Annotated in this window: 19 protein-coding genes; 14 read left to right on the plus strand and 5 right to left on the minus strand. The window is 70.8% G+C overall.

Translation table 11 applies throughout. The features are described 5' to 3' along the window. Positions 1-66 precede the first annotated feature (66 nt). From LV75_RS32470 to LV75_RS32500, 7 genes are all read left to right on the plus strand, one after another. On the plus strand, positions 67-762 hold the full coding sequence (locus tag LV75_RS32470; protein ID WP_253891214.1) for a succinate dehydrogenase cytochrome b subunit: 696 nt from the start codon (positions 67-69) through the stop codon (positions 760-762). Positions 763-766: 4 nt separating this feature from the next. Then, positions 767-2695 (plus strand): fumarate reductase/succinate dehydrogenase flavoprotein subunit, encoded by a 1929-nt coding sequence (locus tag LV75_RS32475; RefSeq protein WP_253891215.1) that lies wholly within the window; start codon positions 767-769, stop codon positions 2693-2695. Then, positions 2692-3438 carry a succinate dehydrogenase/fumarate reductase iron-sulfur subunit gene (locus LV75_RS32480; protein ID WP_253891217.1) on the plus strand — a complete coding sequence of 249 codons (747 nt, stop codon included), beginning with the start codon at positions 2692-2694 and terminating at the stop codon, positions 3436-3438. Before LV75_RS32475 ends, LV75_RS32480 begins: the two co-directional genes overlap by 4 nt. 14 nt (positions 3439-3452) lie before the next feature. Then, the gene (locus tag LV75_RS32485) at positions 3453-4085 is read left to right on the plus strand and encodes a hypothetical protein (RefSeq protein WP_253891219.1); all 633 of its coding nucleotides are present in this window, start codon (positions 3453-3455) and stop codon (positions 4083-4085) included. 38 nt (positions 4086-4123) lie between these two features. Continuing rightward, positions 4124-6331, plus strand: coding sequence for an NAD-dependent DNA ligase LigA (ligA, locus tag LV75_RS32490; protein ID WP_253891220.1), 2208 nt, complete (start codon positions 4124-4126; stop codon positions 6329-6331). Positions 6332-6798: 467 nt separating this feature from the next. Next, a complete protein-coding gene (locus tag LV75_RS32495; protein WP_253891302.1) occupies positions 6799-7299 on the plus strand; it encodes a GNAT family N-acetyltransferase in 501 nt (166 codons plus the stop codon). Positions 7300-7408: 109 nt separating this feature from the next. After that, a complete protein-coding gene (locus tag LV75_RS32500; protein WP_253891222.1) occupies positions 7409-8095 on the plus strand; it encodes a 3-keto-5-aminohexanoate cleavage protein in 687 nt (228 codons plus the stop codon). Positions 8096-8832: 737 nt separating this feature from the next. On the opposite strand, the gene LV75_RS32505 is transcribed toward LV75_RS32500, so the two are convergent. Next, complete coding sequence (locus LV75_RS32505; RefSeq protein WP_253891223.1) at positions 8833-9486, minus strand: ACT domain-containing protein; 654 nt, start codon at positions 9484-9486, stop codon at positions 8833-8835. A gap of 208 nt (positions 9487-9694) precedes the next feature. Between LV75_RS32505 and gatC the strand changes: the two genes are divergently transcribed. The 5 genes from gatC (at position 9695) to LV75_RS32530 (ending at position 14108) form a co-directional block, all read left to right on the plus strand. Next, positions 9695-9994: an Asp-tRNA(Asn)/Glu-tRNA(Gln) amidotransferase subunit GatC gene (gene gatC / locus LV75_RS32510; RefSeq protein ID WP_253891225.1), complete on the plus strand. Its 300-nt coding sequence runs from the start codon at positions 9695-9697 to the stop codon at positions 9992-9994. Further along, complete coding sequence (gatA, locus tag LV75_RS32515; RefSeq protein WP_253891226.1) at positions 9991-11502, plus strand: Asp-tRNA(Asn)/Glu-tRNA(Gln) amidotransferase subunit GatA; 1512 nt, start codon at positions 9991-9993, stop codon at positions 11500-11502. The genes gatC and gatA overlap by 4 nt, the downstream gene beginning before the upstream one ends. Next, positions 11502-11693, plus strand: a complete 192-nt coding sequence (locus LV75_RS32520; protein ID WP_092776697.1) for a hypothetical protein — start codon at positions 11502-11504, stop codon at positions 11691-11693. Before gatA ends, LV75_RS32520 begins: the two co-directional genes overlap by 1 nt. Further along, the gene (gatB, locus tag LV75_RS32525) at positions 11690-13192 is read left to right on the plus strand and encodes an Asp-tRNA(Asn)/Glu-tRNA(Gln) amidotransferase subunit GatB (RefSeq protein WP_308211082.1); all 1503 of its coding nucleotides are present in this window, start codon (positions 11690-11692) and stop codon (positions 13190-13192) included. Before LV75_RS32520 ends, gatB begins: the two co-directional genes overlap by 4 nt. A gap of 139 nt (positions 13193-13331) precedes the next feature. Next, the gene (locus LV75_RS32530) at positions 13332-14108 is read left to right on the plus strand and encodes a class I SAM-dependent methyltransferase (RefSeq protein ID WP_253891228.1); all 777 of its coding nucleotides are present in this window, start codon (positions 13332-13334) and stop codon (positions 14106-14108) included. A gap of 1135 nt (positions 14109-15243) precedes the next feature. Here LV75_RS32530 and LV75_RS32535 read toward each other — a convergent pair. After that, positions 15244-16410 carry a PQQ-dependent sugar dehydrogenase gene (locus tag LV75_RS32535; protein ID WP_253891230.1) on the minus strand — a complete coding sequence of 389 codons (1167 nt, stop codon included), beginning with the start codon at positions 16408-16410 and terminating at the stop codon, positions 15244-15246. A gap of 43 nt (positions 16411-16453) precedes the next feature. Continuing rightward, positions 16454-17338 carry an alpha/beta fold hydrolase gene (locus tag LV75_RS32540; protein ID WP_301320219.1) on the minus strand — a complete coding sequence of 295 codons (885 nt, stop codon included), beginning with the start codon at positions 17336-17338 and terminating at the stop codon, positions 16454-16456. A gap of 158 nt (positions 17339-17496) precedes the next feature. On the opposite strand from LV75_RS32540, the gene LV75_RS32545 reads away from it, so the two are divergent. Together LV75_RS32545 and LV75_RS35715 are read left to right on the plus strand one after the other, a co-directional pair. Next, on the plus strand, positions 17497-18405 hold the full coding sequence (locus LV75_RS32545) for a 2-hydroxyacid dehydrogenase (protein ID WP_253891231.1): 909 nt from the start codon (positions 17497-17499) through the stop codon (positions 18403-18405). A 41-nt stretch (positions 18406-18446) separates the two neighbouring features. Further along, positions 18447-19142 carry a DoxX family protein gene (locus LV75_RS35715; RefSeq protein WP_253891233.1) on the plus strand — a complete coding sequence of 232 codons (696 nt, stop codon included), beginning with the start codon at positions 18447-18449 and terminating at the stop codon, positions 19140-19142. 136 nt (positions 19143-19278) lie between these two features. Here the strand turns inward: LV75_RS35715 and ilvD are convergent, their stop codons facing one another. Next, a complete protein-coding gene (gene ilvD, locus LV75_RS32555) occupies positions 19279-21123 on the minus strand; it encodes a dihydroxy-acid dehydratase (RefSeq protein WP_253891234.1) in 1845 nt (614 codons plus the stop codon). 96 nt (positions 21124-21219) lie between these two features. Next, complete coding sequence (locus tag LV75_RS32560; RefSeq protein WP_253891235.1) at positions 21220-21816, minus strand: PH domain-containing protein; 597 nt, start codon at positions 21814-21816, stop codon at positions 21220-21222. Positions 21817-21971 lie beyond the last annotated feature (155 nt).

Below are 21971 nucleotides of genomic sequence, written 5' to 3' on the forward strand. Positions count from 1 at the left end.
AGGCTATCGAGATGAGCCGATTCATGTATTGGACGACTTGTCGCGGCGGCTCCTAGCGTGGCGGGCATGGCACTGACGTTGCAGCGCGGATCACTTGGCAGACAAGGGTTCCCGTGCCGGCTGTGGGCATCCTCGGTCGGCAAGAAGGTCGTGATGGCGGTCACCGGCGGGATCCTGCTCGGCTACGTGGTCGCGCACATGGTCGGCAACCTGACGATCTTCTTCGGCGACATCGACGGCTACGGCGTCTTCCTGCGCGAGCTGCTCTCGCCGGTCCTGGGCTACGGCGGGTTCGTCTGGGTCGTCCGCGTGGTCCTGCTGCTCGCCGTCGTCCTGCACATGACCGCTGCGGTGCAGCTCGCCCGCCGCGCCGCCCGCGCCCGGCCGGTGGGGTACGCGCGCAGGCCGAAGGTCCAGGGCGGCTACGCGGCGCGGACCATGCGCTGGGGTGGGGTCATCCTCGCCCTCTTCGTGGTCTACCACCTGCTCGACCTGACCGCGGGCGTGCTCAACCCGCACGGCGTCGAGGGACGGATCCACGCGAACGTCGTCGCCGACTTCCAGCACTGGTACGTCGTGGCCGCCTACACACTGGCCGTCGTCGCCCTCGGCTTCCACCTACGGCACGGCATGTGGAGCGCGTTGCGCAGCCTGGGCAAAGCTCCCGGCGCCTCCAGCGCGGCAGCCCTAATCGTCGCCGTTGGCATCACCGTCGGATTCCTCGCCGTGCCCTACGCAGTCCTCTTCGGAATCGTGAGGTAACCCAGTGCTCTACCGCGACGGCGACCCGATCGCCGACACCCGTGCCCCGCAAGGCCCGCTCGAAACTCGCTGGGAGCGCCGACGCTTCTCGTCCCGCCTGGTCAACCCGGCCAACCGGCGCAAGCTGACGGTCGCTGTGGTCGGCACCGGCTTGGCAGGCGGGTCTGCCGCAGCGACCTTGGGTGAACTCGGCTACAACGTGCTGTCGTTCTGCTACCAGGACAGCCCAAGGCGCGCACACAGCATTGCCGCGCAAGGTGGCATCAACGCCGCCAAGAACTACGCGGGCGACGGTGACAGCGTTCACCGCCTCTTCCACGACACCATCAAGGGCGGCGACTTCCGTTCCCGTGAGTCCAACGTCCACCGGCTCGCGGAAGTCAGCACGAGCATCATCGATCAGTGCGTGGCCCAAGGCGTGCCTTTCGCGCGCGAATACGGCGGCCTGCTCGACACGAGGTCCTTCGGCGGCGCGCAGGTGTCCAGGACCTTCTACGCGCGCGGGCAGACCGGCCAACAACTCCTCCTCGGCGCCTATCAAGCGCTTGCGCGCCAGATTCACGCAGGTACGGTCCGGTCCCACCCGCGAACAGAGATGCTCGACCTGGTCATCTCCGATGGCCGCGCCCGCGGCGTCGTAGTGCGTGACCTCGTCACCGGCGAGATCACCACGCACCTCGCTGACGCCGTGGTCTTGGCGACGGGCGGGTACGGCAACGTCTTCCACCTCTCCACCAACGCCAAAGGGTGCAACACGACCGCCATCTGGCGCGCCCACAAACGCGGTGCCCTCTTCGCGAACCCCTGCTACACCCAGATCCACCCCACGTGCATCCCGGTCAGCGGCGACCACCAATCGAAGCTGACTCTGATGAGCGAGTCGCTGCGCAACGACGGCCGGGTGTGGGTGCCGCTACAGGCCGGAGATGGTCGGGCAGCTAGCCAGATCCCGGAAGCGGAACGGGACTACTACCTGGAGCGGATGTACCCGAGCTTCGGCAACCTGGTTCCTCGCGACATCGCCTCCCGCGCCGCGAAGGCCGTGTGCGACGCCGGTAGGGGAGTCGGGCCCGGTGGACTCGGCGTCTACCTTGACTTCGCCGACGCGATTTCGCGACTCGGCAGGGACGCCGTTGCCGCGCGCTACGGGAACCTCTTCGAGATGTACCAGCGCATCACCGACGAAGATCCCTACCAGGTCCCGATGCGCATCTACCCGGCTGTGCACTACACCATGGGCGGCCTCTGGGTGGACTACGACCTGCGCAGCACCATCCCGGGTCTTTTCGTCATCGGTGAAGCCAACTTCTCCGACCACGGCGCCAACCGGCTCGGGGCAAGTGCGCTCATGCAAGGACTCGCGGACGGCTACTTCGTGCTACCCGCGGTCATCGGCGACTACCTCGCCGACGGTCCGTTTGACGCTGTTGACGCTAACGCTGTCGACGAAGCCGAAGATGGCGTGCGAGAAATGATCGACACGCTCCTGTCCATCGACGGCGACCGCACCGCTGAGTCCTTCCACCGCGAACTAGGCAGGCTCATGTGGGACCTGTGCGGCATGGAGCGCTCAGAAGAAGGCCTTCGTAAGGCGCTCGAACTCATCCCATCGCTGCGCGAGGAGTTCTGGCGACGGGTGAAGGTGACCGGCACCGGCAGCGAACTGAACCAAGCCCTGGAGAAGGCGGGACGAGTAGCGGACTTCCTCGAACTGGCCGAGTTGATGTGCGTCGACGCTCTTCACCGCACCGAGTCCTGCGGCGGCCACTTCCGCGTAGAGAGCCAAACCCCTGAAGGCGACGCGCGCCGCGACGACGAGCGGTTCTCTTACGTCGCCGCATGGGAGTTCACCGGAGTCGGTGAGCCCCCGGTCCTGCACCGCGAGGAACTCAGCTTCGAGGCCGTCCGCCCCACCGTGAGGAGCTACAAGTGAAGTATCGAGTGCGGGTGTGGCGGCAGGCAGGCCCAACAGCGCCCGGTCGCCTTGTCGAGTACGAAATCGACGACGTCACCGCCGACATGTCGTTCCTGGAGATGCTGGACGTCCTCAACGAACGGCTCCAACTCGCCGGGGAAGACCCCGTCGCGTTCGACCACGACTGCCGCGAAGGCATCTGCGGCGCCTGCGGGGTCATGATCGACGGCGTCGCCCACGGTCCTGGCAAGGCCACCACGACCTGCCAATTGCACATGCGCCAGTTCGACCCGGCTGACCCGATCGTCGTCGAACCGTGGCGGGCCGCGCCCTTCCCCGTCGTCCGGGACCTGGTCGTCGACCGCTCCGCGCTAGACCGCGTCATCGAGTCGGGCGGCTACATCTCCACCCGCGCGGGCGCGGCTCCAGACGCCCACGCACTGCCGGTCCCCAAACTCGACGCCGACACCGCCTTCGAAGCCGCTGCTTGCATCGGCTGCGGCGCGTGCGTGGCCGCCTGCCCCAACGGGTCCTCCATGCTGTTCACCGCCGCTAAAGCCACCCACCTCGGCGTCCTGCCCCAAGGACAACCCGAGCGGTACACCCGCGCGCGCAACATGGTCGAGGCGCAAGACGACCTCGGGTTCGGCGGGTGCACCCTCACCGGAGAATGCACCGCCGTCTGCCCCAAGGGCATCCCTCTTACCGCCATCGCCCGCCTTAATCGCGACGTGCTGTCAGATGCCATGCGCAGCGCTTAGGTCATCATGGGCGGATGAGTTGGTTGCGCCGCAAACCTCAACCTGAACCCCAAGAGCCAGCTGCGCTCGCGGAGCAGTTCTGGGCCGGGTGGTTCCAACTGCTGCCGGAGATCGCGGTAGCTCTAGGCGAGGGTGAACCGCAGCGCGTCGAGAACCAGCTTTGCGACCTCGTTGCCGACCTTCACCCAGACCTCCACTTCGCTCTAGAGCGCGGCGGTAGGTCCATCTACGCCTTGGTCGTCTCCGGGCAAGAGGACCCGCGGCTGCGCCCCTTCACCGACGCGTGGAAGGCCGCCGCGCCACCCGATGACGCCATGTGGGAGTTCCACGACTCCGTGCCACCCGTCCCCGACCCGACCGAGGTGACCGTCAACCTCGGCCCCCACCGCATCCGTCTCGCCGACGTTCGCGTGCACGTCCAGGTAGACGAAGACGCCGGCGTGGTCGATGTCGCCGTGCACCACCCGCTGCTGCGGGAGCTCGATCCGGCCGCTCGCTCAGCGATGACTTTCCTGCCCCTGGACGCCACGCTGGGTGAGCGACTGGCCGGTCGCCGACTGCGCCGCGTCGAAGCGGCCGAAGAGGCCCCCGCCGAGACCATCAGCCTGCTTGAGCTGCGCGAACTCGTCCACAGGCTGGCGGGTTGACGACGCGGGCTGTCGGTCCCCCTCGCTAGTCTGCTCGTGTGACCAGTGCTGACCAGGACCTGCCGCACCAGCCGACCGCGACCGCGGCCGAGGGTGTCGAGGACGTGCCCGCCGACGTCCGCGAGCGGCACTCCGCGCTCGCCGAGGAGCTGCTCGGCCACCAGTTCCGCTACTACGTGCTCGACTCGCCGACGATCTCCGACGGCGAGTTCGACGCGCTGCTGCGCGAGCTGGCCGACCTCGAGGAGCGCCACCCCGCGCTGGTCACCCCCGAGTCGCCGACCCAGCGCGTCGGCGGCACGTTCTCCACCGAGTTCGCCGCCGTCGACCACCTGGAGCGGATGCTCAGCCTGGACAACGCCTTCGACGTCGACGAGCTCGGCTCCTGGGTCGACCGGGTCACCAAGGACGTCGGCGACGCCGCGCACTACCTGTGCGAACTCAAGATCGATGGCCTCGCCATCAACCTGCTCTACGAGCACGGCAGGCTCACCCGCGCCCTCACCCGGGGCGACGGCCGCACCGGCGAGGACGTCACGCTCAACGTCCGCACCATGCGCGACGTCCCGGAACGGCTCACCGCCAGCGACGAGTTCCCGATCCCCGAGCTCGTCGAGATCCGCGGCGAGGTCTTCTTCCGCGTGGAGGACTTCCTCGAGCTCAACGCCCGCTTGGTCGAGGCGGGCAAACCGCCGTTCGCGAACCCGCGCAACACCGCGGCGGGCTCGCTGCGGCAGAAGGACCCCAAGATCACCGCGAGCCGACCGCTGCGGATGATCTGCCACGGCCTGGGCAGACGGGTCGGGTTCGAGCCCACCGCGCAATCGGAGGCGTACCGCGCGTTGGCCGCGTGGGGCCTCCCGGTGTCCGAGCACACCAAGCTGCTCCAGTCCGCCGACCAGCTCGCCGAGCACGTCAAGTACTGGGGCGAGCACCGCCACGACGCGCTGCACGAGATCGACGGCATCGTCATCAAGGTCGACGAGGTGTCCCTGCAGCGCAGGATGGGTAGCACGTCCCGCGCCCCGCGCTGGGCGATCGCCTATAAGTACCCGCCGGAGGAAGCCACCACCACGCTGCTCGACATCCGGGTGAACGTAGGTCGCACCGGCAGGGTCACCCCGTACGCGGTGATGGAACCGGTCAAGGTCGCGGGCTCCACGGTCGAGATGGCCACCCTGCACAACGCCAGCGAGGTCAAGCGCAAGGGCGTGCTCATCGGCGACCGCGTGGTCATCCGCAAGGCGGGCGACGTCATCCCCGAGGTCCTCGGCCCGGTCATCGACGCCAGACCCGACGACGCGCGCGAGTTCGTCATGCCCACCGACTGCCCGGTCTGCGGGACGACCCTGCGCTACGAGAAGGAGGGCGACGCCGACATCCGCTGCCCCAACGCGCGCAGCTGCCCCGCGCAGCTGCGCGAGCGGCTATTCCACCTCGCCGGGCGCGGCGGCTTCGACATCGAGGTCCTCGGCTACGAGGCCGCGGGGGCCCTGCTGGCCTCCGGCGCGCTCGCCGACGAGGGCGATGTGTTCTCCCTCACCGAGGACGACCTGATCGAGGTCGACCTGTTCCGCACCAAGGCGGGCGAGCTCTCCGCCAACGGGCGCAAGTTGCTGGTCAACCTCGACACCGCCAAGGACCGTCCACTGTGGAAGGTCCTGGTGGCGCTGTCGATCCGGCACGTCGGCCCCACCGCGGCGCAGGCGCTGGCCCGCGAGTTCGGCTCCCTCGAGGCGATCGAGGCCGCCGACGAGCAGCAGCTCGCCGACACCGAGGGCGTCGGCCCGACCATCGCCGCCGCGGTGCTCGAGTGGTTCGAGGTCGACTGGCACCGCGACGTGGTCGACAAGTGGCGCGCCGCCGGGGTCACCACGGTGGAGGAACGCGATGAGGGCATCCCGCGCACGCTGGAGGGCCTCTCGATCGTGGTCACCGGCAGCCTGTCGACGCACTCGCGCGACGAGGCCAAGGAGTCCATCGTGGCCAGAGGCGGCAAGGCGTCCGGCTCGGTGTCGAAGAAGACCGCGTTCGTCGTCGTCGGCGACGCCCCCGGTACCAAGTACGACAAGGCCGTCCAGCTCAAGGTCCCCGTCCTGGACGAGGACGGCTTCGCCGTGCTGCTCGCCGAGGGCCCGGCGGCGGCCGCCGAGGTCGCCACGGTCGGCGACCCGGACGCGGCCGTGGCGACGGACACCGAGTCGACCGGGGAGGCCGGGGAGACTGTCGTGTCCACCGAGGACTGATCCACCCGCCCCCGGCGGAAGGGTTGTGTCGTCAACCTTCTCGGTCGGACGGATACGGGGAACGCTCCCGTGCTGGGCCATCCGTGTGAGTCCGACCCGCCGGTTGCGCAGCGCCGCGCCGCAACGCGTCGCGAATCCGCTGTGCCGGGTGGTTGGCAGCGTCGCGATCCCTTGGCAGGGTGGGGGTGGCACGGGTGGCGGGTGGTCGGTGCGGGGTCGGCCGGGCGAGGGGGCGCTGTGGATGATGGCCGCGGTTGGCGGTCCGGGGTGGGACGAGCGGTCGACCTTCGGCGATGAGGACGTCGTCGGTGCCGCCCAACCGGATCCGGTGACCGGAGACGCGCCCGGGACAGGCAACCGGGAGCGCGCTGGGGCGTCGCAGGAGTCCGGTGGGGGTCGCTGCGCCCGGACGGCGCCGCGGCACCGCCGACGACACGACGAACGTGGGAGGACGAGGCGTGGCTGAGGTGGCTGACCTGGTGGTGCGCCAGGCGCGGTCGGACGAGGTGCGGCGGGTCGGGGTGCTGACCGTCGAGGCCTACCGGGCGGTCGGGTACCCGGGCGAGGGGGGCGGGTCCGGGTACGCCACCCTGCTCGCCGATGCCGAGTCGCGGCTGCGCTCGGCCGAGCTGCTGGTCGCCGCGGACCGGGCGGGGTGTCTGGTCGGTACGGTCACCATCGCGCTGCCCGGTACGCCGTTCGCCGAGATCTCCCGCGCTGGCGAACTGGAACTGCGGATGCTCGCCGTCGCCGCCCCCGCGCGCGGCAGGGGGGTCGGTGAGCTGCTGGTGCGCGCGGTGATCGCCCGGGCGCGGGAACTGGGCCTGCACCGGGTGGTGCTGTGCAGCCCGGCCGCGCTCGATGCCGCGCACCGGCTCTACGAGCGGCTCGGGTTCACCCGCTTGCCGGACCGGGACTGGCACCCGGGTCCGGATGTCCTGCTGATCGCCTACACCCTGGACGTGTAGGCCGTCCACACCGAACGGCTCATCCGGCTCAGCTGGCTGGGCTACCGCGCGGGCGCGACAGTGCCGGTGCGACAACGAATGGAGACCGAAACTCTGCTTCACTGGAGCCGTGCTCCCGCAGGCGTGCCTCAACGGCGAACGCTCGGCTGACCGAGCCCCGGTGACCGCGGCCCAACTCGCGGCGGCCGCGGCCGAGGTCGCAGCGCTGGGGGTGACCGCGGTGCACGTGCACCCCCGTGACGCCACCGGCGTGACAACGCTGCTCGGCCCCGAACTGGCCCCCACCGTCGCCGCCATCCGCGCCGCGGCGCCGGGCACGGCCATCGGCGTCACCACCGGCGAGTGGGCCCAACCGGACCCGGCCCGCCGGGTGGCGGCGGTCGCGGCGTGGGTGGGGCTGTCGACGGGGCGGCCGGACTTCGCCTCGGTCAACGTCCACGAGGACGGCTGGTGGGAGGTCTGCGCCGCCCTGCACGCCTGCGGCGTCGATGTCGAACTCGGCGTGTTCGACGTCCCCGCCGCCCACGCGCTGCGCGCCCGCGGCATCCCGGTGGGCGCGGTCCGGGTGCTGGCCGAGGTCCAGCCGGACGCCGAGGCCGAGCCGCTGCTCGACGCACTCACCTGGTCGCCGCTCCCGGTACTGCTGCACGGCGAGGACGACTCCGCCTGGCCGGTTCTCCGCGAGGCGCTCCGGCGCGGCCTCCCGACTCGCATCGGTCTGGAAGACACCCTCCACCTCCCCGACGGCACCCGGGCGCTGAGCAACGCCGACCTGGTCCGCGCGGTCCTGCGGTAGCCGCGAGCCGCCGTAGGGCGGTCTTCGCGGCCGGGGCCGGATAGGGCTCGACGCTCCGGGACGCGCAACCAGCCCACCGGTCCTGGCTGGTGGTCAGGTATGGCGCCTGCCTGACGGCAGGCAGGGGACGCGGCGGACTGCTACCGCAGGACGAGTTCCCGCACCTGCTCGCCATCCTCGACACCGACGTGACGTCGAGTTCGCCTGGTCCCCCGACCGCTTCCTCGACGGCCTCGCCACATTGATCACCGCGAAGTCGACCTAGCCCCCCACCCCAGCGCCCGCGCCGAGTTGTCCACAACGCCGGAGTTGTCCACAGATTTTCGGCGACCCCGTTTCCGCAGCTCAGAACTGGTAGACTGGCACCGGGGTCGCCCCCCGGTGAGGTGGGGGCTGGGTGTCGGCCGGTGGGCGTGATCGGCGGGGCGTGGAGCCCGTGGGTCGGGGGCGAGCCGCCTGGTCGGACACCTCTGGGCGGACGTGCTGGCCGCCGAACCTTCGGCCCGACAGAACGGCGGCCGGGCAGGCGCTGTGCTTGCCCGGTGCGGGAGCCCGCGGGAGGAGTGGACTCCAGCCCGGGACGACGACTGGGGCCGACACCCGGTGCTTAGGACTGTCTAGCTGGCTAACCCCGCCGCGATAGAGCGAACTTTGGGTGGCTGTGAATGTGCTTGCCAGTGCTTCCGGGTCGACCTATAGGCCTGCCCAGTGGTTCGGGGGACCCGCAGGAGTGAACCTCAGTCCGGTAGGACTACCGCCACGATGCCCGCCAGGTGGGCCAACCGGGCGACCTCGGCGGCGCGGAACATCGGCCCGCCGGGGCGGCCGACCAGCAGGACCCGGTCCGGCTTGCCCAGCGGCGTGGCCGCCAGTTCGGTGCCCAGTTCGCGCCAGGTCGCCGGGACCCAGGACTCCTCGCCGTCGAGGACGGTGGCCCTGGCCAGCGGGAGCCAGGGCAGCTCGATGGTCTGGATGTCGGGGGCCGCGGTGCTCGCCGCCAGCCGGTGCGCGCCCTCGCCGGTCGCGGCGACGATCAGCGCCCAGCCCGCTCGGATGATCTTCGGGACGCCCGCGGCGAAGATCGCCAGCCCGTCGGCTGGCTCGGCGGCGACGTCCTCGACCAGTTCCAGTTCGCGGTGGGTGTCGAGCAGGCCCGCGTACGGGCGCACCGCGTCCACCTCGACCCCCTCGATCGACTCGGCCGCGGTGATCAGCACGTCCGGCAGCCTGCCGCCGGGCAGTTCGACCACCAGGTCGTCGATGGCGACCCCGCCCGCCCGCTCCACCACGTCGACGCTGAGGATGTCGGCCCCGATGGCCCCCAGCGCGGTCGCGACCGCGCCCAGGGTGCCTGGGCTGTCCGGGAGCTGGACCCGGATCAGGAACGACAAGGCGAACGCCTCCCGTGCTTGGCGACCCCGCGCGGACGCGCGGATTTCCTCGACCGCTGATTGTCGCAGACCCGGGCCGCGCTGCGCGGGCTGCCACCGGCCACCGGTTTAGCACCGCGACGCGCCCGGAACAACCCGTTCGGGGTCGCGGGACCGCGCGAAATAGACTCGCGGGGTCCTATCACAGACAACCCCGGGGGTTCGTCGAGTGCCCAGCATCTCCCGCGACGAGGTGGCCCACCTCGCTCGCCTGGCCAGGTTGGCCGTCACCGAAGCAGAACTCGACCTGTTCGCAGGTCAGCTCGACCAGATCGTGGCCGCGGTCGCGCAGGTCGGCCAGGTGGCCGACCAGGACATCCCGCCCACGTCGCACTCGGTGCCGCTGACCAACGTCTTCCGCGCCGACGTCGTCCGCCCGGGGCTCAACCAGCAGCAGGCCACCGCCGCCGCGCCCGCGGTGGAGGACGGCCGGTTCCGCGTGCCGAGGATCCTCGGGGAGGAAGCATGACCGAGTTGACTCGCCTCACCGCGGCCGACATCGCGGCCAAGGTCGCCGCGAAGGAGGTCTCCGCGGTCGAGGTCACCCAGGCACACCTGGACCGCATCGCCGCGGTCGACCACGCCGTGCACGCCTTCTTGCACGTTGACACCGAGCGCGCTCTAGCGGCCGCCAAGGCCGTCGACGACGATGTGGCCGCCGGTCGCCCGGCAGCCTCGCCGTTGGCCGGGGTGCCTCTGGCGCTCAAGGACGTGCTCACGATGCAGGGCGCACCGACGACCTGCGGTTCGAAGATCCTGGAGAACTGGCAGCCGCCTTACGACGCCACTGTGACGCGGCGGTTGCTTGAGGCTGGCGTTGTCATCCTCGGTAAGACCAACATGGACGAGTTCGCGATGGGTTCGTCCACCGAGAACTCCGCCTACGGGCCCACCCGCAACCCGTGGGACCTGGATCGGATCCCGGGTGGATCCGGCGGCGGTTCCTCTGCCGCGCTCGCGGCCTTCGAGGCGCCTCTAGCGATCGGCACCGACACCGGTGGCTCCATCCGCCAGCCCGGTGCGGTTACCGGCACCGTCGGTGTGAAGCCCACCTATGGCACCGTGTCCCGCTTCGGCCTGGTCGCCTTCTCCTCCTCTTTGGACCAGGCAGGGCCATGTGCGCGGACCGTGCTCGACGCGGCGCTGCTGCACGAGGTGATCGCCGGGCACGACCCGCTCGACTCCACGTCCATCGACGCGCCCGTCCCGCCCGTGGTGGCGGCCGTGCGCGAAGGTGCCACCGGTGACCTCAAGGGCGTGCGGGTCGGTGTGGTCACCGAGTTCGCGGGCGACGGCTACGAGACCGGTGTCGCCGCCGCCTTCACCGCCGCCGTCGAGCAGTTGCGCGAGCTGGGCGCCGAGATCATCGAGGTCTCCTGCCCGAGCTTCGACCTGGCGCTGCCCGCGTACTACCTGATCGCGCCGAGCGAGGCCTCGTCCAACCTGGCGCGCTTCGACGCGATGCGCTACGGCCTGCGCGTCGGCGACGACGGCACCCGCAGCGCCGAGGAGGTCATGTCGCTGACCCGCGCGGCGGGCTTCGGCGCCGAGGTGAAGCGGCGCATCATGCTCGGCACCTACGCGCTCTCCGCCGGGTACTACGACGCTTACTACGGCTCCGCGCAGAAGGTCCGCACGCTCATCATGCGCGACTTCGACGCCGCGTTCGCCAAGGTGGACGTGCTGGTGTCGCCGACGACGCCGACCACCGCGTTCAAGATCGGCGAGCGCACCGCGGACCCGATGGCGATGTACCGGGCCGACCTGTGCACCATCCCGTCGAACCTGGCGGGCAACGCCGCGCTCAGCGTCCCGTGTGGACTGTCCGACGGGCTGCCGGTCGGCCTGCAGATCATGTCGCCCGCGCTGCAGGACCACCGCGGCTACCGGGTGGCGGCCGCTTACGAGCTCGCCCGCGACGCCGCCCAGGGCGGTCCGCTGATCAACCGTGTCCCGGAGTTGGAGGTCGTGCACTGATGGCCGGATCGAAGTACAAGGGCGTGTTCGGGATCGTCAGCGCGGTCACCTCCGCCACCAGCGCGGCCCGCGGTTTCGCCGCGGCCCGCGCCGACAAGGACAAGCTGGTGCTGGCCAACGCCATCGGCAGCGTCGTCGTCGCCATCACCGGCGTGCTCATCGCCGTGCGCGCCTACCGGAGGGCCAAGTGACCACCGCCGAGCTGATGGACTACGCCGAGGTCGTCACCCGGTTCGACCCGGTGCTGGGCCTCGAGGTCCACGTGGAGCTGTCCACCGCGACCAAGATGTTCTGCGGCTGCTCGAACCAGTTCGGCGGCGAGCCCAACACCAACGTGTGCCCGACCTGCCTCGGTCTGCCCGGGTCGCTGCCCGTGGTCAACGCCGTCGCCATCGAGTCCGCGATCCGGATCGGGCTGGCGCTCAACTGCGAGATCGCCGAGTGGTGCCGCTTCGCGCGGAAGAACTACTTCTACCCGGACATGCCGAAGAACTTCCAGACGTCGCAATACGACGAGCCGATCGCGTTCAACGGCTGGCTCGACGTGACCCTCGACGACGGCACGGTTGTGCGCGTCGAGATCGAGCGCGCGCACATGGAGGAGGACACCGGCAAGTCCCTGCACGTCGGTGGCGCTACCGGGCGTATCCACGGCGCGGAGCACTCGCTGCTGGACTACAACCGGGCAGGCGTGCCGCTTATTGAGATCGTCACCAAGACGATCGAGGGCACCGGCGAGCGTGCTCCTGAGGTCGCTCGCGCCTACGTGTCGACGCTGCGAGACCTGCTCAAGGCGTTGGACGTGTCCGACGTGCGTATGGACCAGGGCTCGCTGCGCTGCGACGCCAACGTCTCTCTTATGGAGCGCGGCGCCACCGAGTTCGGCACCCGCACCGAGACCAAGAACGTCAACTCGCTGCGCAGCGTCGAACGCGCCGTCCGCTACGAGATGACCCGTCAGGCGGCGTTGCTGGCTGACGGCGGGTCCATCCTGCAGGAGACCCGTCACTTCGAAGAGGCCTCTGGCACTACCCGCGCCGGGCGGCGCAAGGAGACCTCGGAGGACTACCGGTACTTCCCGGAGCCCGACCTCGTCCCCATCGCGCCCTCGCGCGAGTGGGTGGAGCAGCTGCGCGGAACCCTGCCGGAGATGCCCGCCGAGCGCCGCAAGCGCATCCAGGCCGAGTGGGCCCTCACCGACCTGGAACTGCGGGACCTCATCAACGCGGGCGCCATCGACCTCGTCGCCGCCACCGCCGACGCGGGCGCCCCGCCTGCCGAGGCCCGCTCCTGGTGGGTTTCTTACCTCTCCCAGCAGGCCAACAACCAGGGCGTCGAGCTGGGTGAACTCGCCATCACGCCCGCCCAGGTGGCCCGCGTGATCGCCCTGGTCGCCGACGGCGCCCTCACCAACAAGCTCGCCCGCGACGTGGTCGACGGCGTGCTCGCGGGGGAGGGGGAGCCCGACACCGTCGTCGAGACCCGCGGCCTCAAGGTGGTGTCCGACGACTCGGCCCTCTTCGCGGCGGTCGACGAGGCCCTGGCCGCCCAGCCGGACGTGGCGGGCAAGATCCGCGAGGGCAAGCACGCCGCCGCGGGTGCCATCGTCGGCGCGGTCATGAAGGCCACCAAGGGACAGGCGGACGCCAAGCGGGTCCGCGAGCTGATCCTGCAGCGCTGCGGCGCCTGAGCCAGACCGGGTGCCTTTGCCTGTGCCGCCCGACCCACCCGGTCGGGCGGCACAGGCGTTCTGGCCCGTCCGGGTGGTCTCCGGTGACACCCGCCGTTCTGCCGTGCCAGGCTCGCCGCCTCAGCGCCGAGGAGGGCCCGTGACCCGCTACGTGTTCGACAACGCCGACACCCGCAACCGCACCCGGTTCGACGTCCTCGGCGCGGCCCTCGACCCGACCACGCACGGCGAGCTCACCGCCGCTGGTGTCGGCCCCGGCCTGCGGTGCTGGGAGGTCGGCGGCGGCGACGGCGGGATCGGGCACTGGCTGGCCGGCCAGGTGGGCCCCACCGGCTCCGTGGTGATCACCGACATCGACCCCAGGTGGATCCCCGCCCACGACGGCACCACCGTCCTGCGCCACGACGTCACCCGCGACGACCCACCGGGCCACGACTTCGACCTCATCCACGCCCGCCTGGTGCTCCTGCACCTCCCCCAACGAGCCACCGTCCTCGACCGCCTGGTGTCCAGCCTGAAACCCGGCGGGCGGCTGGTGCTGGAGGAGTACGACCTCGAGCAGCCACTGCTGCCGCGCACCACCACCCCTCACCACCGCGCCGTGTTCGACGCGGTCCACGAGGCCTTCCTCCGAGTGCTCATGGCCCGCGACGTAGACCTCGGCTGGGCCCGCGCGACCCCGGAGGAGTTCATCACCAGAGGCCTCCGCGACGTCCGCACACGAACCCACACCCCCCTCTGGCACGGCGGCCCGGGACAGGTACAGCTCTATCGCGTGAACGTGGCCCAACTGACCGCCCCCCTACTCACCGACGGCGTAACCGAAGCCGACTTGGCCGCTTTTATGGCGCTTCTAGACAACCCAGCCTTCGCCGTCTGGTCACACCCACTCGTGTCGACGACAGGCACGCGCTAGCTGCGCTAACGCAACCTGCTTTAGCCCACCAGCAGCCTCCGGCAGCGGTACTCCCTAACTGAGCCGCAGAAAGTCGCCGACGCCTTCCACCCCGACGGCAATGCCAGCCCCTGGCCACTCGGAAGCCACTGGTGCCATCCCAACTGCCTCCGCCCCAACTTGGACACTCGGAACGGTTGGTGCCACCCCAGCCCAGCCGAGCCAGCCCTGCCAACCCAGCCCCCTGGGCAGTCGGACCTAGCGGTGCCAACCTGCCCCCGCCAGATCCGCCCCAGCCCACCTCGTCAGCCCTTGGCCACTCGGAAGCAGCGGTGCCAACTCGGCTGCCGTCAGGTCCGCCTCGGCCCGGCTGCTCGGCCCCTGGCCACTCGGATCCGTCGGTGCCAACCTGCCCCCAGTCAGGTCCGCCCCCAGCCCACCTACTCAGCGCCTGGACACTCGGACCTGGCGGTGTCAGCCCAGCCCGCTCTCGTCGGCCCTGCCAACCCAGCACCTGGACAGTCGGACTCGCTGGTGCCAAGCCGGCTCGATGGGGCGGACTTGTTTTGCGTGGGGGGACAACACCCGTAGCGTTTCAGCGCGGCAGGGCCTGCTTTTGGGCCCCTGCTTTGCGGTTCTGCGTCGGGTGTTGTAGGGGCCCCGCGCAAAATAAGTTCGCCCCATCGAGCTTGTCGCATTGTCGCGTTTCCCGCCGATGTTGCCGCCAGGCGACGAGGCGTTTCCCGGAGCCGAAGGCGGAGGCCCGAATCCCTTGCCCCGCACCCCCAGCAACGGCCGACGTCAAGATCAACCTGATCGAAAGCCCCCAAATACACAGCTTACCGCGCAGCACCGACACAACGGGAGCGCCGAACAACGCCCTGTGGACAAGCGAGCGCATTGTGGACAACCACCCACCACAACCAGCCTCGCAAGATCATCTGCCACAAGAGCCCCCGATATACAGCCTACCGAGGAAGCCCGCCACAACGGGAGCGGCGAGCGGCAGCCTGTGGACAACAGAACGCATTGTGGACAACCACCCCCGCAATCCACGCCCACAAGATCAACTGATTGAGAAGCCCCCGGTATACAGCCTACCAACGAGCCTCGACAAAAAGGCAGCAGCGGACAGCGCCCTGTGGACAACGAGCGGCTAGTCCGCGCCTCCGCCCCCACCCTGCGGCTGGACGAGAATCGCCACCACCCGGTCGTCACTAGACACAGCTGCCGTCGATCGCTTGTTCACCGTTCCGCCGATAGCGATCTGGTCGGTCATCAAATCCAGCCCGTCCACCTTGCCGAAGCCATCCGGCGCGGCCAACGCGATTTGCGGCTTCCCAGTAAAAGTGCCATCCGGAGCTTGCGGAAGATTCTGCAGATGGCCAGCCGTCGCCATCGCCACCCACACCAGCTGGGGAGTGGCCGCGCAGCCAGCCACGCCCGGGCGGTCTGGCCACGTCCACGCGGGCGTGCTCAGCGGCTTGCCTGGGTTTACCCGATAAAGCACGTCCGCAGCTGCGGTGCGGTCCGTCACCCACGTCTGCGTGCCGTCGAGGGAGGAGCAGATGCCGCCGGGGGCGTGTAGGCCTGAGGCCAGCACGAGGCTGCCTGCGGTCGGGTTGCCGGGGGCGGGTTTGCCGTCGCCGGTGAAGCGGAGGACTTTGCCTGCGAGGGAGGCTGGGTCGGCTGGTGTGCCCGCGTCGCCGGTGGCTAGGACTAGGGCGCCGCGGTGGTCGCGGGCGAGGGAGCCGCGGTTGCCGGAGGTGCCGCGTGGGATGCCGGTGAGCACCGGTTTCGGCTTGTCGCCCGGGGCGATGCGCACGACGCGGTTGTCGGTGGCTGTGGTGATGTAGGCGAAGACCAGTTGGTCCTCTTCGTACGTGGGTGAGAGGGCCAGCCCGGTGAGACCGCCGTCGGTGGTGGCGTCGACCGGGATGGTGGCGTAGACCGTGGGGGCGGTGCCCTTGCGGACCAGCAGGACGCGGCCGGTCGTGCGCTCGGCGACCAGTGCCGTCGGGTTGGAGCCGTCGCCGGGGAGTGCGGCCACCGCGACGACGGTGTCCAGGCAGGTGGCCAGGACCGCGGGGTGGAAGTCGGTGCACCCGTCCGGTGGCGGCACCTTGCTGGGCTGCCCGCCCTCGGCGGAGCTCTCCGCCTGGCCGCCGCCACCGGTGTCCGGTTCGGGCGCGGCCTGCGGGGTCAGCGGCACGTTCGGCTGCCAGCTCGCCGCGGGGGGCTGTTCGGGGAAGGTCGCGCACGAGGACGCCGACAGGGCCACGACCGCTGCCGTGACCAGGCGCAACGCGGTTCCACCAGCCATGATTCCCCACTTTACGACCAGTGGGGTGAACCCCCGGTGAGCGCTACCGGCCCGCCCGCTCGACCACCGCGACCCGCGCCACCAGCAGGTGCAACTCCTCCGCGATCACCTCCGGCGCCTCCAGCGGCAGGAAGTGGCTCGTCGGCACCACCCGCACCCGCGCCTGCGGCAGGCACGCCACCGCCCTGGTGGCCAGCCCCGGGTCGGCGACCACGTCGAACCGGGCGGCCAGCAGCGTCACCGGGCACCCGATCCCGGTCAGGTCCCGCCCCGGCACCTCCGCGAGGGCCAGCGCGAGGGTCACGTACCAGCGCCAGTCGTGCCCGAGGAACCGGCGGACCGCCTTGGCCACGTCCGCCGGGTCGGCACCGGGCAGCATGAAGCCGCTGTGCTGCAGCAGCGTCGCGGTGAGCCGGTTCACCGGCAGCCGGTGCAGCACCGCGTCCACCAACCCCCCGGCCGCCCGCACCGCCCGCGCGCCGCCGCGCACCAGCGGCCTGCGCACCGCGGCCGGGATGCCCAGCACCCCGAGCACCCCGCCGAACAGGTCACCGGGCACCCCGGCGGCGAACAGCAGCCCGGACACCCGCTCCGGGTGCCTGCGGGCGAGCTCGGCGGCGACCATCACCCCCACCGACCAGCCCATCACCACGCACCGCCGCACACCGGCCGCGTCCATGACCGCGACGGCGTCGTCCACGTGGTCCTCGAGCGCGATCCGGCCCGGGTCGGCCGGGCGGTCCGAGCCCATCGTGCCCCGGTGGTACCAGCTGATCACCCGGACACCCGAGGACGGCAGCACGAGCGCGGGCCAGGCCTCGGGGATGGTCCCCAGCCCCGGGCACAGCAGCACCACCGGGCCCTCGGACTCGGTGCACCAGCCGCGCAGCCGGGTGCCGTCGGCCGCGCGCACGTCGTGTTCGCGCATCACCGGCCAGTGTGCCCCACCGGCCGGGCCCGGCGACCGGTTTCGGCGCGATCACCGCAGCACCGGCGGGTGGCCGACCACTCCGTTTACGTCTACCGATGGAGATTAAAAGCATCGGGACTGGGGCCGGACCGGGCCCGGCACGTAGGGTGTGACCTGTGACGATCACAGTTCTGGTGCCCGATGAGCACGGTGTGGCCGCCTTGGCGGGGATCGACGGCGTGCGCGCGGTCCGCTACGAGCCGGGGGCACTGCCGGACGAGGCCGCGGAGGCCGAGGTCCTCGTGCCCGGGTTCCTCACCGCCGACAAGGGCAGCCTGGTGGCCGGTGTGCCGAAGCTGCGGCTGGTGCAGCTGCTGACCGCGGGCGCCGAGGCCTGGGTGGGCACGCTGCCCGAACACGTCATGTTGTCCACCTGCAGCGGGGCGCACGGCGGCAGCACCGCGGAGTGGGTCGTCGCGGCGTTGCTCACCATGTTCCGCACCATGCGCGAGTTCGAGGACGACCGCCGGACCCAGACCTGGCAGATGCAGCAGACCGAGACGCTGCAGGGCAAGCGGGTCCTGGTGATCGGCTCCGGCGACCTGGGCAAGCAGCTCAAGCGCAGGCTGGACGCCTTCGACGCCGAGGTCACGATGGTGGCCAACACCGCGCGCGAGGGCGTGCGCGGCGTCGACGAGCTGCCCGAGCTGCTGCCGCACCACGACGTCGTCGCGCTCATGGTGCCGATGACGCCCAAGACCCGGCACCTGGCGAACGCGGACTTCCTCAGCCGGATGCCCGACGGCGCCGTGCTGGTGAACGCGGCAAGGGGACCGGTGGTCGACACCGACGCGCTGGTCCGCGAGCTGTCCGCCGGGCGCATCAGGGCCGCGCTCGACGTGACCGACCCCGAGCCGCTGCCGCCCGGCCACCCGCTGTGGACGGCTCCCGGCCTGCTGCTCACCCCGCACGTCGCGGGCAGTTGCACCGGGGTGCACGCGCGCGCCTACCGGGTCATCGCCGAGCAGATCGCCCAGTTCGCGCGGGGTGAGGAACCGAGCAACCTGGTCCGCGGCGACTACTGAGTTGATCGGCAGGGGGTTGACCCATCGCTTACTGTGCGGGCGTGAGTACCGAAGACGACCGCCCACGGCAGAGTGGCGGATACGCGGACAGCGGCTATTTCACGCCGTCGGAGAGCAAGTACCCGGCGACCCCCACCAGCGGTGACGACACCTACGGCAGCGGCACGACCACCGCCCTGCCGCGTCCCACCGGCAGCGACCTCGACGGCGGGCGATCGGACCGGGAGGAGGTGCTCGACCCGGAGCCGCACGCCTGGCACTTCGGTGCCGACCTCGGCCTGTTCGTGCTGCGGGTCACCCTCGGCGCGCTGTTCGTCGGCCACGGGCTGCAGAAGGTCTTCGGCCTGTTGGAGGGCCCGGGCATCGGCGGGTTCGCCCAGGTGCTCGCCGGGTTCGGCTTCCAGCAGACGACCCTGCTGTCCTGGGTCACCGGTGTCACCGAGCTCGGTGCCGGTGCCCTGCTCATCCTCGGCCTGTTCACCCCGGCCGCCGCGGCGGCCGTGCTCGGGGTGATGGCCAACGCCATCTGGGTGCGGGTCGACATCGACCTGTTCGCCGGGGGCGTCGAGCTCGAGGCCATCTACGCGGCGGCGGCGTTCGCGCTGCTGTTCGCCGGGGCCGGGCGGATCTCGCTCGACCGCAACACCCCGTGGTTCCGGCGCGCCCCCGCGTTCGGCTTCATCTTCCTGATCCTGGCCGCGGGCCTGAGCGTGGTCACCCTCGTCGTCCTGCGCTGACCCCGCAGGCGACCACGCGAAACCGACACCGGACGAACAGCACCGGCACCGAACAGCACCGGCACCGAACAGCACCGGCACCGAACAGCGAGATGGCCCCCACCGGAGCACTCCGGCGGGGGCCATCGGCGTTCGATCAGCGACTCGGGTCGCGCACCGCGCCGGTCGAGGCGTCGGTCGCCATCCGCGCGTAGGCGCGCAGCGCGTTGGTCACCGGGCGCACCCGGTCCACCGGCTGCCACGGCCGCTCCCGCGCGTCCATCTTCGCCCGCCGCTCCGCGAGCACCTCCGGCTCCACCAGCAGGTCGAGCGACCGGGTGTGCACGTCGATGCGGATCTGGTCGCCGTCCTCCACCAGCGCGATCAGGCCGCCGCCCGCCGCCTCCGGTGAGATGTGGCCGACCGACAGGCCCGAGGAACCACCGGAGAAGCGCCCGTCGGTGATCAGCGCGCACTTCTTGCCCAGGCCCGCGCCCTTGAGGAACGCGGTCGGGTGCAGCATCTCCTGCATGCCCGGCCCACCGGCCGGGCCCTCATAGCGCACCACGAGCACCTCGCCCGGCTGGATCTTCTTGCCCAGGATCACCGACACCGCCTGCTCCTGGCTCTCCACGACCCGCGCGGGGCCCTGGAAGACGAACAGGTCCTCGTCGATACCGGCCGACTTGATGACCGCGCCGCGCTCGGCCAGGTTCCCGTGCAGCACGGCGAGACCGCCGTCGGCGGTGTACTTGTGCTCGAAGTCGCGGATGCAGCCGCCCGCCGCGTCGGTGTCCAGCGACGACCACCGGTTCGCAGTCGAGAACGCCTTCGTGGTGCGGACCCCACCGGGCGCGGCGTGGAACAGCTCCACCGCCTCCTCGGTCGGGTTCGCCGCGCGGATGTCCCAATCGGACAGCCACTGCGACAGCGACGGGCTGTGCACCGAGAACACGTCCTCGTTGAGCAGTCCCGCCCGCCACAGCTCACCGAGGATCGCCGGGATGCCGCCCGCCCGGTGCACGTCCTCCATGTGGTAGTCGGAGTTCGGCGACACCTTCGACAGGCACGGCACCTTGCGCGAGATCGCGTCGATGTCGGCCAGCGTGAAGTCGACCTCGCCCTCCTGCGCGGCGGCGAGCACGTGCAGCACGGTGTTGGTCGACCCGCCCATCGCCATGTCCAGCGCCATCGCGTTCTCGAACGCGGCCCGGTTGGCGATCGAGCGCGGCAGCGCGGACTCGTCGTCCTGCTCGTACCAGCGCTTGCACAGCTCGACGACCGCGGTCCCGGCGCGGGAGAACAGGTCCCGGCGCGCGGCGTGCGTGGCCAGCGTGGACCCGTTGCCCGGCAGCGCCAACCCGAGCGCCTCGGTGAGGCAGTTCATCGAATTGGCGGTGAACATGCCGGAGCAGGACCCGCACGTCGGGCAGGCCGAGCGCTCGACCTCGTCGAGCGCGGTCTCGTCGACGGCGCTGTTGGCCGAGGCGGAGATCGTGGTGATCAGGTCCGACGACGGGTGCGCGACACCGCCGACCACGACCGCCTTGCCCGCCTCCATCGGTCCACCGGAGACGAACACCACCGGGATGTTGATCCGCATGGCCGCGTTGAGCATGCCGGGGGTGATCTTGTCGCAGTTGGAGATGCACACGATCGCGTCGGCCTGGTGCGCGTTGACCATGTACTCCACCGAGTCGGCGATGATCTCGCGCGACGGCAGCGAGTACAGCATCCCGCTGTGGCCCATGGCGATGCCGTCGTCGACGGCGATGGTGTGGAACTCGCGCGCGACGCCACCGGCCGCGGTGATGGCCTCTGCCACGATGTCGCCGAGGTCGCGCAGGTGCACGTGCCCCGGCACGAACTGGGTGTAGGAGTTGGCGATCGCGATGATCGGCTTGCCGAAGTCGCTGTCGGTCATGCCGGTGGCGCGCCACAGCGAGCGGGCCCCTGCGGCGTTGCGGCCGTGGGTGGTGGTGCGGGAGCGCAGCGCGGGCACGGCTCCTCCAATGTGTGCGGGTCGAACTGCGATGACGTACTAACCGCGGCGCCCGGGGTGCGGCGCCGACCAGTGCGGGGAGCGGTGCCGCCCAGGTTACTCCGGTGCGGGTGCGCGGCGTGCCGTGTCCTCGGCCCCGGATCCGGCGGCGGGTTCTGGGCCGGGTTCGGTCGCGGGCTCGGTCGCGGGCTCTGTGTCGGGTTCGACGCCCGGGTCGGCCGCCGCTCCCGCGGTGGGGGCGGTCGAGTCCCCGGTACCGACAGAGTCGTCGGCGTCGTCGGTGTCCCTGGCCTCGGGCGTGGGAGGCTCGGTCGGGTCGTCCAGCCGCCCGCCGCTGACCAGCGCCAACGCGGGCAGGTGGCGCACCCGCACCTGCGGCAGCGCGACCTCGGTGTCGTCGTAGAGCACCGCGGACACCTTCCCGCGCTCGCTCAGCCGCAGCCCCTTGAGCCGGTCCCACGGCAGCGGCCGCGACGAGGTGACCTCGCGCACGACCAGTCCGTCCGCGTCGGCGACGGTGCGCACGCGTAACACCCACACGACCGCGGCGATGGGAATCACGTACACCAGGAACAGCCCCGGTGCGGCGAAGGCGAACGGTGTCGCGCAGACCGCGAACAACAGTGCGGCGAGGACGGCGACACCCGGGATCCGGAAGACCAGCCGGGACGGCACTTGCTGCTGCTCAGACACCCTTAGATGGTGCACCGCGGCCCACCACCGGCCGCCCCCGGGTCCCGAATCACAGTCCAGCATCCGGGAGCACCGTCCCGCAGAGTTGACGCTCTACCCCGAACGCACTAGCGTCTGACGGGTGCCAGCCCACCTGATTCTCGTACTTCCGCCGC

It is taken from the genome of Actinokineospora diospyrosa (genome assembly GCF_024171925.1).
GTDB lineage: Bacteria > Actinomycetota > Actinomycetes > Mycobacteriales > Pseudonocardiaceae > Actinokineospora > Actinokineospora diospyrosa.